The organism is Kitasatospora viridis (assembly GCF_007829815.1).
Lineage (GTDB): Bacteria > Actinomycetota > Actinomycetes > Streptomycetales > Streptomycetaceae > Kitasatospora > Kitasatospora viridis.
The window spans coordinates 1-12,012 of sequence record NZ_VIWT01000001.1; the positions used below are offsets into that span (position 1 = coordinate 1).

Genomic DNA, 12,012 nt, shown 5'->3' on the forward strand with positions numbered 1-12,012 from the left:
CTGCTGCTCGCCTGCGCCGCCGCCGGCATGCTGCTCGGCGACACGGTGACCGGCCGGTTCACGCCGCCGCGCCTGCGCGCCCGGCTCGGCGTGCCGCTCTGTCTGCTGCTCGCCGCCCCGTACCCGCTGCTCGCGCTGCGTCCGCCGCCGCCCATCGCCGTCGTCGCAGTCGCCGTCACCGTCGCCTCGATCGGGTACGCCTCCGCGCTCCCCCTGCAGGAGCGCCTGCTCGACCGCACCCCGGCCGACCGCCACGGCCAGGCACTCGGTCTGCACTCCGCCGGCATGCTCACCGCCCAGGGGTGCTGTGCCGCCCTCGCCGGTGCACTCGCGGAGCACACCTCCCCCAGCACCGCCATCGCCGTGCTGGCTACGGCCTCACTTGCCACCACCCTGCTGCTGGCCAGGGGCCTGAGCGACCGTCGGCCCCCAGCGCTACGCTGACGAACGATCACACGAGCGATCAACCGTGCACCCGTACGAACACTCCGCCCACCGGCGTTCCGGTGTTCGGCGCACCACCCGAGGGGGACCCCATGGACCACACCCGCGTAACCGAGTACCTGGCCCGGCTCGGCACGCCCCGCCCCGCCGCGCCCGACCTCGCCGCGCTGCGCACCCTGCAGCGCGCCCACCCCATGGCGATCCCGTTCGAGAACCTCAGCGTCCGGCTCGGCGAGCCGATCACGCTCACCGAGGAGGCGCTGGTCGCCAAGGTGCTGGACCGCCGCCGGGGCGGCTACTGCTACGAGCTCAACGGCGCGTTCGCCGCGCTGCTGACCGCGCTCGGCTACCGGGTGGAGCTGCTCAGCGGCCGGGTGCTGGCCCGGGGCGGGGCGGGTCTGCCGTTCGACCACCTCGCGCTGCGGGTGTGGCTGGACGGGGAGGCGTGGCTGGTGGACGTCGGGTTCGGGCAGCTGAGCGCCGAGCCGCTGCGGCTCGCCGAACGCGGCGAGCAGCAGGACGCGTTCGGCACCTTCCGGATCACCGAGCACTTGCCGACCGGCGTCAGCGGCACCACGACCGACCCGCTGCCGGACCTGGACGTGGCGCAGGACGGCGAGGTCCAGTTCCGACTGGACCAGCGCCCGTACCAGCTGACCGACTTCGTGCCGGCGTGCTGGTACCAGTCGACCTCGCCGGACTCCCCGTTCACCGGCCGCACCCTCTGCTCGCGGCTCACCCCGCAGGGCCGGGAGACCCTGGTCGGCGGTGTGCTGATCCGCACCGTCGACGGCGAGCAGACCCGCGAGGAGCTGACCACCGCCGAGGAGCAGCGGTCCGCCTACCGCGAGTTGTTCGGCATCGAGCTCACCCTCGACGAGGTGAAGCGGCTCAGCTGACAGCAACTCAGCTGACAGCGGGCTCAGTTGACCACGTGGGCCAGCGGCTCCCCCTTGGCGAACCGGGCCAGCTGCTCGGCGACCAGCCGCTGCGCCCGGGGCAGGAAGGCCGAGGAGCTGCCGCCCACGTGCGGGGTGATCAGCACTCCGGGCGCGTGCCAGAGCGGGTGGCCGGCGGGCAGCGGCTCGGGGTCGGTGACGTCCAGGGCGGCGCGCAGCCGACCGGTCGTCAGCTCGGCCACCAGCGCCTCGGTGCGCACGACCGGTCCGCGGGCGACGTTGACCAGCAGCGCGCCGTCCTTCATCGCGGCCAGGAAGCCGGCGTCCACCAGGCCCCGGGTCTGCTCGGTGAGCGGCACGACCAGGATCACCACGTCGGCCCGGGGCAGCAGCGCGGGCAGGTCGGCGAGCGCGTGCACGGGGCCGCTCGGGCCGGTCCTGGCGGTGCGGGCGACCCGCTCGACGGTGACCTCGAAGGGCAGCAGCCGGGCCTCGATCGCAGCGCCGACCGAGCCGTAGCCGACGATCAGCACGTTCTTGTCGGCGAGCGCGGGGTAGAAGCCGGCCCGCCAGTCCTCGGCGTCCTGGCCGCGGACGAAGGCGGGCAGGTCGCGCAGCGCGGCGAGGGTGAGCGCGAGGGCGAGCTCGGCGGTGCTGGCGTCGTGCACGCCGCGCGCGTTGCTCAGGGTGACGCCGACGGGCACGTGCGGGGCGATGTCGTCCACCCCTGCGGTCTGGGTCTGCACGGCGCGCAGCCGGGGCATCCGGTCGAGCAGCGGGAGCACGGTGCCGGTCTTGAGGTAGGGGGTGACCAGCAGCTCGACCCGGGCGAGCAGCTCGGCGGGCGGCGGTCCGGGGCGGCCGTCGGTGCGCTCGCCGTCGAAGGTGTGCAGTTCGAGCCCGTCGGCGGGCAGGCCGGGGAGCTGCTCGGCGGAGTAGGGCGTGAGGACCACGGGGGCGGGTGCGGCGATCATGCCCCGCAATCTACCCACCGCCGCGCGGGGCACCCCACCGCCCTGCGTCGGCCGACGCCCTCCTCCCTCCTCGCCACCGGGGCCGTTTGGCCGGGGCCTGCGCACTCCGTACGATTCATCGAGTAATCGGGGCGGACACCAGGACGAGCAGGGAAGCGGCAGCGGAATGACGAGGGCAGCGGAGGCGACGGATCAGCAGGACGAGGCCGTGCACGAGATCGTGGACGTGGACCAGGCCGTGAACGGCAACGCGGCCGAAGCCGTGCACGAGACCGAGGCCGTGCACATGGCCGTGGACGTGGCCGTGGACGTGGCCGAGAACGAGACCGTGACGGACTTCGGACCCGGCATCGACCCGGAGCGGCTGCAGTTCTGCCTGGACGTGCTGGGCGAGCTGGACTCGCTGGACGTGGACCACCCGGACGCGATCGCCGTCCGCCGCGCCGTCGCGCACATCTTCCGCACCGTGAAGCAGCGCCGCCGCCAGGAGTACCGGGCGAAGAAGACGGCGAACGACCGCGAGGTGACCTCGCGCACCGCGACCGGTGCGCCGGGCCGGATCGACGACGAGACGGCCGGCGTCTTCGGCCTGACCTCGCCGACCACCACCAGCGAGCTCGCCGGCATCCTGCAGCGCCCCCGCTCCTGCTACGTCTGCAAGCAGCGCTACGTCGAGGTGGACGCGTTCTACCACCAGCTCTGCCCGAACTGCGCGGAGCTGAACCGGTCGCGCCGCTACCAGCGGGCCGACCTGACGGGGCGTCGGGCGCTGCTGACCGGTGGCCGGGCGAAGATCGGCATGTACATCGCGCTGATGCTGCTGCGTGACGGCGCGCACACCACGATCACCACCCGCTTCCCGAAGGACGCGATCCGCCGCTTCAAGGCGATGCCGGACAGCGCCGAGTGGCTGCACCGGCTGAAGATCGTCGGCATCGACCTGCGCGACCCGGCGCAGGTGGTGGCGCTGGCCGACTCGGTGGCGGCGGACGGTCCGCTGGACATCCTGATCAACAACGCGGCGCAGACGGTGCGCCGCTCCCCGGCCGCGTACGCCGAGCTGGTGGCCGCCGAGGCGGCGCCGCTGCCGACCGGCGAGCTGCCGGCCAGCGAGGTGATCGGTGCCTTCGGCAGCGGCGCGGTGGACCGTCCGGCACTGCCGGGCCTGGCCGGCGGCGAGGGGCTCTCGGCGCAGGACGTGGCCGAGCTGGCGCTGGTGACCGGTTCGGCGTCGCCGGCCCGGATCGCGGCGGGCACGGCGATCGACGCGGGCGGCCTGGTGCCCGACCTGGTGGACACCAACAGCTGGGTGCAGACGGTCAGCGAGGTCGACCCGATCGAGCTGCTGGAGGTCCAGCTGTGCAACTCGACGGCGCCGTTCATCCTGGTCAGCCGGCTGCGTCCGGCGCTGGCGGCGTCCGCGGCGCGGCGCAAGTACGTGGTGAACGTCTCCGCGATGGAGGGTCAGTTCTCCCGCGGCTACAAGGGTGCCGGCCACCCGCACACGAACATGGCCAAGGCGGCGCTGAACATGCTGACCCGGACCAGTGCCCGGGAGATGCTGGAGGCCGACGGCATCCTGATGACCGCCGTGGACACCGGCTGGATCACCGACGAGCGGCCGCACCCGGACAAGATGCGGCTGGCCGACGAGGGCTTCCACGCGCCGCTGGACCTGGTGGACGGCGCGGCCCGGGTGTACGACCCGATCGTCCGCGGCGAGCAGGGCGAGGACCTGTACGGCTGCTTCCTGAAGGACTTCGAGCCTTCCAACTGGTGAGCCGAGCGGCCCGGGCGGCCGGTCGGGAGAGGCGGGATCCGTGGGAACTGTGACCGGGACACACCTGATCGGCGCGGGCGTGATCGTGCCCAGCACGGACGGCCGTCAGGTGCTGATCGGCCGCCGGACCGCGGCCGGCGAGCCGCCGACCTGGAGCCTGCCGGGCGGCAAGGCGGACGAGCCGGGCGAGTCCTTCGAGCAGGCGGCCGCCCGCGAGTTGGCCGAGGAGACCGGGATCGTGCTGCCGGCCGAGCGGATGCGGGTGCTCGGCGTGCTGCTGGACCACCTGGCGGGACGGCCCCGGCTGACCGCCGCGGTGCTGGCGCCGGCCAGTGACGCGCCGGCCTTCGTGACCGAGCCGCACGCCTGCGCCGGGTGGGAGCGGGTCGGGCTGGACGAGCTGCCGGAGCCGATGTTCGGACCGTCCTCCTGGGTGCTGTCGCAGTGGCTGCCGGAGCGGCCGCTGCCGGCGGGGGTGCACGCCTACCGACTCTGACCCGGCCGACTGACTGACCGTCAGTCATCGATCCCCTGGTCGTGCTCGCGCTCCCCGGTGTCGAGGACCGCGCCGAGCCAGTGGTCGAGCGCGGCCGCGCACTGCTCGCCGCCCGAGGGCACCCGGGCGTAGCTACGGTCCAGGAAGTCCCGCAGCCCCTGTTCCTCGGCGCGCAGCACGGCGGCCGCGCCGTCGGCGCCGCGCAGCAGCACCAGGACGTGGTCCAGGTCGGCCTCGGGTTCGAGCACCACGTCGCCGTCGCCGGCGGGCGCGTCCAGCCCTTCGGCCAGCAGCTCGCGGGCGAAGGTCCAGCGCTCGGGTGCGCCGAGCGGGAGCAGGAAGTCCACCCGGACGGCCAGCGGGTCGTAGCTGTGGTACGCCCAGGTGGAGCGGAGCGGAATCCGTTCGTCCTGGCCGGGCACCAGCAGTTCGACCGCGACCTCGGCCGTCACTGCCACCGTTGCCTCGTCACCGCTCATCTCGTACGCCTCCGATCCGGTCGGCGCGCTCTCCGGGAGCCGTCGTGCGAGCGCTAATGCCCAGCTCGCCGCCGGTCAAACCGCCCGGGAGGACTCGGACCGGACCGCGCATCCGCTGCTCAGGACGCGTCGGGGCGGCGGCGCAGTTCCTCGTACCGCCAGGACCACCCGGCCTACCGGGCCTCCCAGGCGGCGATCAGGGCGAGCAGCCCGGGGAAGCGCCGCTCCAGGTCGGCGACCCGCACCTGACTGCGGCGCTCCAGGCCGTACTGGCGCTGCCGGGTGACGCCGGCCTCCCGGAGCACCTTGAAGTGGTGGGTCAGCGAGGACTTCGGGCGGTCGATGCCGAACCAGCCGCAGGGGTGGTCGAACTCCTCGGCCTCCAGCAGCAGCTTCTGAACGATGGTCAGCCGCAGCGGGTCGGCCAGCGCGCCCAGCACCTGCTCCAGGCGCAGCTCGTCGAGGGCCGGCTCGGGCAGCGGCTCGGGCACCCCGGGGCGCGGCGGGTGGTCCTTGAACGGCGGTGCGGCGATCGCGGCCATCGTGACGGTCCTCCACGCTCGGCAATAGTACGAACTTCATCGTACTGTACGTCAGGTTCGGGAAAACTCGTACCTTCCCCGCTCGCCCGTTGACCTTGCCCCTGGGGGAAGCCCCAGGGTCGGTGCGGTCGACGGCGAACGCGGAGGGAGCGGGCGGGTGCGGGTACTGATGGACGTGGAGCCCTTGCGGCAACGGGAGTTCCGGCGGTTGCTGGGGGCCCGGACGGTCACCTCGCTGGGGGCGCAGCTCACGGCGGTGACGGTGCCCCTGCAGATCTACCAGCGCACCGGGTCGTCCGCGGCGGTGGGCCTGGCCGGGCTGGTGGGCCTGGTGCCGATGGTGCTGGCCGCGCTGTGGGGCGGGGCGGTCGCCGACCGGGTGGACCGCCGCCGGATGCTGCTGGTCACCAACGGCGGGATCGGGCTGACCTCGGTGCTGCTGGCGCTCCAGCAGTCGGTGGGCGTGCTGCTCCTGCTGGTCGCGGTGCAGCAGGCGTTCTTCGGCGCCAACGCGGCGGTGGGCGGTGCGGTGACGCCCCGGCTGGTGCCCGCGCCGCTGCTGCCGGCGGCCAACACGCTGCAGTCGACCGTGGACTGGTCCGCCGGCATCGCCGGGCCGCTGCTCGCGGGCGCGCTGCTGCCGGTGCTCGGGGCGCGGACGCTCTACCTGGCGGACGCCGTGGCGATGGGCGCCACGCTCTGGGCGGTCCGGTGCCTGCCCGCGCTGCCCGCACTGCCCACGCACCCCGTGGCGGGCAGCGCACGCACCCCCCGCCCCGGGGTGCGCGCGGGCCTGCGGGTGCTGGTCCGCGACCGGGTGCTGCTGGTCACCTACCTCGCCGACTTCGCCGCCCTCTTCCTCGGCCTGCCCAGCGCGCTCTTCCCGCAACTGGCCGCTGCCCGCTGGGGGCTCGGGCAGGTCGGCGTGCTGTACGCGGCGGTCCCCGTCGGCGGGGTGCTCGCCGGGCTGTTCTCGGGGAGCTTCACCCGGATCCGCCGCCCGGGGCTGGCGATCACCGGCGCGGTCTGCGCCTGGGGCGGCGCGATCGCCGCGTTCGCGTTCGCCCGGCCGCTGGCGCTGGCGGCCGGTCTGCTGGCCGTCGCGGGTGGCGCGCTGATCGTGCTGAGCGCCTTCCGCAAGGCCGTCCTGCAGACGGTGGTGACCGACGACCTGCGGGGCCGGCTGCAGGGCGCCGACACCGTGGTCGCGGCGGGCGGTCCCCGGCTGGCGGGGTTCGCGCACGGTGCGGCGGCGGCCGTGGTGGGCCCGGTCTGGGCGGTGGCCGGCGGCGGGCTGGCCGCCGTCGCGGTGATGCTGCTCCTCGTGCTCGCCTGCCCCGCGTTCCGCCGGCACCGGTCGCCCACCCCAACCACGCCAACCACCTCGAACACCTCAGCCGCCCCCGCCGCCCCTGCCTCCCCCGCCGCCCCGGCGGCGTCGCGGTGATCACGCGCACGGGCTGCCGGTAGCATCGCCGACATGCCGCACACGGGCCGAGGCGAACCGGAGAGCGAGCAGCGGACCGTGCTGCTGGCGGTGCGCTCGGCGGGGGCGCTGAACCGGGTGCTGGACGTGCTGCCGGTGTTCGCCGGGGACCGGCGGATCGCCTGCCGGGTGACGCTGGTGCCGGGCTCGGAGTTCGGCGTGGAGGCGCTGGCGGCGGTGGAGCGGGCCGGGGTGCGGGTGCTGACCTGGGCGCAGGCGCTGGCCGGCGCGCACCACCTGGTGCTGAGCGCCTCGCCGAAGGGGGCCCTGCGGGCGCTGTCGGGGCCGCGGGTGCTGGTGCCGCACGGGGCGGGGTTCAACAAGTCGATCCCTGACGAGGGCTCACCTGACACCCCGTCGGGTCTGGATCCGCACTTCCTGCTGGACGACGGCGAGCCGCTGGCGGCGCTGCACGGGCTGGCGCACGCCAACCAGTTGGACCGGCTGGCCGAGTACTGCCCGCCGGCGGCGGACCGGGCGGCCGTGGTCGGCGATCCGACGCTGGACCGGGTGCTGGCCTCGCTGCCGTACCGGGAGGCGCACCGCTCGGTGCTGGGCACCGGCGGGCGGCGGCTGGTGGTGCTCACCTCGACCTGGGGTGCGGAGTCGCTGCTGGCCCGCCGGCCCGAGCTGCCACGGGAGTTGCTGGCGGTGCTGCCGCACGACGCCTACCAGGTCGGCCTGGTGCTGCACCCGAACGCGTACAGCACGGTCGGCTCCTTCGACCTCTCGCGCCGGCTGGCGCCGGCCCTGGCGGCCGGGCTGGTGCTGGCCGAGCCGCACGAGGAGTGGGCGGCGCTGCTGGTGGCGGCCGATGCGGTGGTCACGGACCACGGGTCCACCGCGCTGTACGCCGCGGCGGCGGGCTGCCTGGTGGTCAACGCCTACGACGGCGGCGCGGAGTTGCTGCCCGGCAGCCCGATGGCCGCGCTGCTCGACGGCGCGCCGCGGCTGGCCGGGCCCGCCGGGCTGCCCGAGGCGCTCGCCGCCGGAACGGACGGCGACGACGGCCGCAAACTCGCCCGGGCGGCGTTCGAGCTGCCCGGGGAGTCGCTGCCCCGGCTGCGGCGCGAGCTGTACCGGCTGCTGGGCCTGCGCCCGCCGGCCGTCCCGCTGGAGGCACGCCCCTTCCCCTCCCCCGCCGCCCCGCGTCCGGGGCCGGCCGCGCTCGCGGTCCGGGCCCTGGTGGACGGCGACCAGGTCACCGTCGAGCGCTTCCCGGCCGACACCCCGGAGCCCGCCCACCACCTGGCCGCCGAGCACCCGCAGGCGGGACCGCGCGCGCTGCAGAGCGCCGCGGTGCTTTGGCGCCGGGCCCGCACCGCCCCGCCCGCGCCGCACAGCAGCAGCTGGACGGCAGCCGGTTGGACCGGGCGGATGCTCGCGGAGCACCCCGCCTGCGTGACTGCCGCCGTCGTCCTCGACGCCGGGCGCTGCCTGCTGCGCCACCGCTCCACGGGCCCGTGGAGCGTGCGGATCGCGCCCTGCCGCGCCGACGGCCGGGTGCTGCGCGCCGACCCGGCGGCGGTGCTCTCCGCCGTGCACGCCTGGCTGGCCACCGCACCCGCCGCCCCACCCCGGGAGGCGGAACTGCGCTGCCAGGCGGGCCCGTTCACGGTCCGGGTCGAGCTCGCCCGGCCAACCCCGGCGGAGCTGGAGCAGGAGATCTGAGTCCGACCCCGAGCAGCGGCTAGTCCTGATGCTCCGTCAGGCCACCGTGACGCAGCGTCAGTTTCTGTGCCTCGGCGCGGTAGCGGGCCGCCTCCTCGGCCTGTCCGAGGTCGTCCGCGAGCAGCGCCGCCTCGGCCAGCACCCGCGCCTCCTCCCGGCTCGCGCCCCGGTCCCGCGCGGCGGCCAGGGCGGCGGCCACCAGCGGCGGCGCCTCCTCCGCCCGGCCGACCCGGCGCAGCGAGCGCGCCAGCTCGAAGCCGGTCCGCGCCGTCATCCGCTCGCGCCGCTGCTCGACGGCCATCCGGTGCGCCCGGTCGAAGAGTTCGACCGCGCCCCGGTGGTCGCCGGCGCCGAAGGCGGCCTTGCCCAGCAGGTGGGTCTGGAGCAGCACGCCGTACTGGTTCCCGATCTCCCGGTGCTCGGCCAGCGAGGCCTCGAAGGCGGTGGCCGCGGCCGCCCAGCGGCCCTGCGCCAGTTCCAGCAGGCCGCCGAACTCGACGGCGGAGGCGCGCAGTTTGCGGTCCGCCGCGGAGCCGCCGAGTCCGCCGGCCGCGCCCAGCGCCTGCCGCAGCTGCTCGCCGGCCTCCTCGTAGCGCTCCTGTTCCCAGAGCGGGCGGGCGAGTTGGCAGCGCAGCCGGATCATCGCCGGCAGGTGCTCCGCGCGGTCGGCGGCCGCCACTCCGAGGCGGAAGGCGTCGGTGACGTCCGCGTAGTGCTGGTAGTCGAGGAAGTGCGTCCAGAGCGGCTCGCAGAGCGCCGCCGCGTCCGCGTCCCAGCCGGACTCGTGGGCCAGCCGGACGCAGCCGTAGAGCGCGTGCCGGTGCTCCTCCAGCCAGCGCAGCGCCTGGGAGCCGTCGGTGAACTCGACGTCCGCCACCTGGTCGAGGGCGGGCGGGAGTTCGGCGAAGGTCAGGCGGGGGCCGGCCTTCAGCAGGTCGGCGCGGGCGGCCTGCCGCCGGTACCAGTGGACCAGTCGGCGCCGGGCGGCCGTGCCCTGCTCGCCGGCCGGGTCGTCCTGCCGGGCCCGCCGCTCGGCGTGGCCGCGCAGCAGCGGGTGCAGCCGGTAACCGTCGCCGTCCCGGTCCTGCTCCAGCAGGCCCGCGGTGAGCAGCAGTTCGAGGGCGTCCTCGGCGTCCTGCGGCGGGCAGCCGAGCAGCGCGGCGGCGGCCGGCGCGGTGACCACGGGCGCCGGGTGCTGCGGCAGCGCCCGGTAGAGCCGGGCCGCCTCGGGTTCCAGCCCCTGGTAGCCCGCGTCCCAGACCGCCTCCACCATCGGGATGCCCTTCTGCCGCAGGTCGGCGGTGAGTTCGGCGACCAGTCGGCCCAGGCTGCGCCGCGGGTACCGGCGCACCAGGTGGCCGGCCACGGTGAGCGCGGCCGGCAGTCCGCCGCAGCTGTCGGCCAGCGCGTCGGCGGCCTCCGGTTCGGCGGTCAACCGGGTGTCGTTGTCGGTGACCAGGGTGCGCAGCAGTTCCACGGCCGCCTCGGGCGCGAGCGGCCGGACCGGCAGCTCGACCAGGTCGGCGCCGGCCAGGTCGTGCAGGCCGCCCTGGCTGGTGAGCACCGCGAGGCTGTGCGCGGAGGCCGGGAGCAGTGCGGTGGCCTCGCTGCCGAACCGCACGTTGTCGATGATCACCAGCAGGCGGCGGCCCTGGGTGCGGGACCAGTACTGCTTGGCCCGGCCGGCGTAGGACTGCTGGCGCCAGGACGGTTCGACGCCGAGCCCGTCCAGCAGGTCGCCGAGCGCGTCGGCGACCTCGACGGTGCCGTCCTGGCGCAGGTCGTCCAGGTCCAGGTAGAGCACCCCGTCCGGGTACTCCGAGCCGAGCGTGCGGGCGAGTTGGAAGCCGAGCGCGGTCTTGCCGATCCCGCCGATGCCGGTGAGCGAGACGACCAGCGGGCCGCCCTGCCCGCCCTGCCCGCCCTGCCCGCCCCGGGCGCCGGCCGCCCGGCGGACGGCGGCCAGCTCGGCCGTCCGGTCGGTGAACGGCCGCAGTTCGGGCGGCACCTGGAACGGGCGGTGCGCGGGGGCCGGCTGGTGGACGTGCACGTGCTGGATGTCGCGCGCCTGGACCACCGCGCCGGTGACCCTGACGTGCCCGTCCAGGCTGTTGTTGTGGTTGTCCTCGGTGCTGTTGTAGATCTCCTCGGCCACCCGGCAACTCTATGCCCACCGGGGCGCGGTCCGGGGGCACTTCCCGCCGGACCGCCCCGGGCGGGCTACTTCTTGACGGCGATCCCGGCGTAGAAAGAGACCTGGGCGTCCGTCACGTCGGCGGGCAGCCGGTTCACGCCGACCACCTGCTCCTGCGGGTGCCAGCGGTGCGCGGGGACGATGCCGGGGTCCAGCATCTCCAGGCCCTCGAACAGCGTCGCGAACTCGGCGCGCGGGCGCAGCTTCAGGCTGGTGCCGGCCTGGTTGTAGATCTCCTGCACCTTGAGCGCGCCCTGCGGGTCGAGCTCGGCCGTGGCGTGCGAGAGCACCAGCGCCGAGCCGGACGGCAGCTCGCCGAGCAGCCGGTCCACGATGGCGCGGGCCTCGGCGAGGTCCGGCACGAAGTGCAGCAGCGCGACCATCGAGAGCACCACCGGCTGGGTCAGGTCCAGGGTGCGGGCGATCTCGGGGGCCTCCAGGATCGCGCCCGGGTCGCGCACGTCGCCGTGCACGTAGGCGGTGCGGCCCTCGGGCGAGCTGGTCATCAGCGCCCGGGAGTGGACCAGCACGATCGGGTCGTTGTCCACGTAGACCACCCGCGCCTCGGGGGCCACGGACTGGGCCACCTCGTGCAGGTTGGGCGAGGTCGGGATGCCGGTGCCGATGTCCAGCCACTGCCGCAGCCCGCGCTGCGCCAGCACCCGGGTGGCCCGGTGCATGAACGCCCGGTTGGCCCAGACGGCGGTGCGCATGGTCGGGAACACCTTGAGCACCTGCTCGGCGGCCTGCCGGTCCACCGGGTAGTTGTCCTTGCCGCCGAGGAAGAAGTCGTACATCCGAGCGCTGTGCGGGATGTCCTGCCGCAGGGCAGCGCTCGGGGGTGCGTCCTGCCGCAGTTCGTCCGTGCCCATCCCGACCACTCCCCTTCAGGTTCTTACGAAGCTGCGGCGAGTGTAGCCAAGATGATGATCGGTCAACCCACCATACGATCTGATTCTTGATCAAGAGTGGGTGAACCCTCTTCGTTTCCCGCAGATTGACGTGCGTTTCGACGGTGCTTCGGGCCCGCGGAGCGCATTGTGCGGC

At 75.0% G+C, this 12,012-nt stretch carries 11 protein-coding genes; 6 read left to right on the forward strand and 5 right to left on the reverse strand.

Features of this window, described 5'->3' with window-relative positions; all coding sequences use genetic code 11:
• Positions 1–444, forward strand: a 444-nt coding sequence (locus FHX73_RS44400; protein WP_342795274.1) for an MFS transporter, incomplete at its 5' end; no start/stop codon positions are given.
• Positions 445–536: 92 nt separating this feature from the next.
• Positions 537–1,343 carry an arylamine N-acetyltransferase family protein gene (locus tag FHX73_RS00005; protein ID WP_145902624.1) on the forward strand — a complete coding sequence of 269 codons (807 nt, stop codon included), beginning with the start codon at positions 537–539 and terminating at the stop codon, positions 1,341–1,343.
• Positions 1,344–1,366: 23 nt separating this feature from the next.
• Here the strand turns inward: FHX73_RS00005 and FHX73_RS00010 are convergent, their stop codons facing one another.
• A complete protein-coding gene (locus FHX73_RS00010) occupies positions 1,367–2,317 on the reverse strand; it encodes a 2-hydroxyacid dehydrogenase (protein ID WP_145902625.1) in 951 nt (316 codons plus the stop codon).
• 286 nt (positions 2,318–2,603) lie between these two features.
• Here FHX73_RS00010 and FHX73_RS00015 point away from each other — a divergent pair, with 286 nt between their 5' ends.
• Together FHX73_RS00015 and FHX73_RS00020 are read left to right on the forward strand one after the other, a co-directional pair.
• Positions 2,604–4,097: an SDR family NAD(P)-dependent oxidoreductase gene (locus FHX73_RS00015; protein WP_145907958.1), complete on the forward strand. Its 1,494-nt coding sequence runs from the start codon at positions 2,604–2,606 to the stop codon at positions 4,095–4,097.
• A gap of 40 nt (positions 4,098–4,137) precedes the next feature.
• On the forward strand, positions 4,138–4,593 hold the full coding sequence (locus FHX73_RS00020) for a nucleotide triphosphate diphosphatase NUDT15 (protein WP_145902626.1): 456 nt from the start codon (positions 4,138–4,140) through the stop codon (positions 4,591–4,593).
• Positions 4,594–4,613: 20 nt separating this feature from the next.
• Here the strand turns inward: FHX73_RS00020 and FHX73_RS00025 are convergent, their stop codons facing one another.
• Together FHX73_RS00025 and FHX73_RS00030 are read right to left on the reverse strand one after the other, a co-directional pair.
• The gene (locus tag FHX73_RS00025; RefSeq protein WP_145902627.1) at positions 4,614–5,072 is read right to left on the reverse strand and encodes an SsgA family sporulation/cell division regulator; all 459 of its coding nucleotides are present in this window, start codon (positions 5,070–5,072) and stop codon (positions 4,614–4,616) included.
• Between the two features lie 173 nt (positions 5,073–5,245).
• Complete coding sequence (locus tag FHX73_RS00030) at positions 5,246–5,614, reverse strand: ArsR/SmtB family transcription factor (protein ID WP_145902628.1); 369 nt, start codon at positions 5,612–5,614, stop codon at positions 5,246–5,248.
• A 157-nt stretch (positions 5,615–5,771) separates the two neighbouring features.
• Between FHX73_RS00030 and FHX73_RS00035 the strand changes: the two genes are divergently transcribed.
• Together FHX73_RS00035 and FHX73_RS00040 are read left to right on the forward strand one after the other, a co-directional pair.
• A complete protein-coding gene (locus FHX73_RS00035) occupies positions 5,772–7,061 on the forward strand; it encodes an MFS transporter (protein ID WP_246213269.1) in 1,290 nt (429 codons plus the stop codon).
• A gap of 33 nt (positions 7,062–7,094) precedes the next feature.
• Positions 7,095–8,771, forward strand: a complete 1,677-nt coding sequence (locus tag FHX73_RS00040) for a translation initiation factor 2 (protein WP_145902629.1) — start codon at positions 7,095–7,097, stop codon at positions 8,769–8,771.
• A 19-nt stretch (positions 8,772–8,790) separates the two neighbouring features.
• Here FHX73_RS00040 and FHX73_RS00045 read toward each other — a convergent pair whose 3' ends face one another.
• Positions 8,791–10,926, reverse strand: coding sequence for an NB-ARC domain-containing protein (locus tag FHX73_RS00045; RefSeq protein WP_246213270.1), 2,136 nt, complete (start codon positions 10,924–10,926; stop codon positions 8,791–8,793).
• 65 nt (positions 10,927–10,991) lie between these two features.
• The gene (locus FHX73_RS00050; protein WP_145902630.1) at positions 10,992–11,837 is read right to left on the reverse strand and encodes an SAM-dependent methyltransferase; all 846 of its coding nucleotides are present in this window, start codon (positions 11,835–11,837) and stop codon (positions 10,992–10,994) included.
• Positions 11,838–12,012 lie beyond the last annotated feature (175 nt).

What these genes read in the sequence shown, in the direction of transcription:
- FHX73_RS00010 (WP_145902625.1), bottom strand. Translation starts at nt 2,317, where the DNA reads ATGATCGCCGCACCCGCCCCCGTGGTCCTCACGCCCTACTCCGCCGAG.
- FHX73_RS00025 (WP_145902627.1), bottom strand. Translation starts at nt 5,072, where the DNA reads ATGAGCGGTGACGAGGCAACGGTGGCAGTGACGGCCGAGGTCGCGGTC.
- FHX73_RS00040 (WP_145902629.1), top strand. Translation starts at nt 7,095, where the DNA reads ATGCCGCACACGGGCCGAGGCGAACCGGAGAGCGAGCAGCGGACCGTG.
- FHX73_RS00015 (WP_145907958.1), top strand. Translation starts at nt 2,604, where the DNA reads ATGGCCGTGGACGTGGCCGTGGACGTGGCCGAGAACGAGACCGTGACG.
- FHX73_RS00050 (WP_145902630.1), bottom strand. Translation starts at nt 11,837, where the DNA reads ATGGGCACGGACGAACTGCGGCAGGACGCACCCCCGAGCGCTGCCCTG.
- FHX73_RS00005 (WP_145902624.1), top strand. Translation starts at nt 537, where the DNA reads ATGGACCACACCCGCGTAACCGAGTACCTGGCCCGGCTCGGCACGCCC.
- FHX73_RS00030 (WP_145902628.1), bottom strand. Translation starts at nt 5,614, where the DNA reads ATGGCCGCGATCGCCGCACCGCCGTTCAAGGACCACCCGCCGCGCCCC.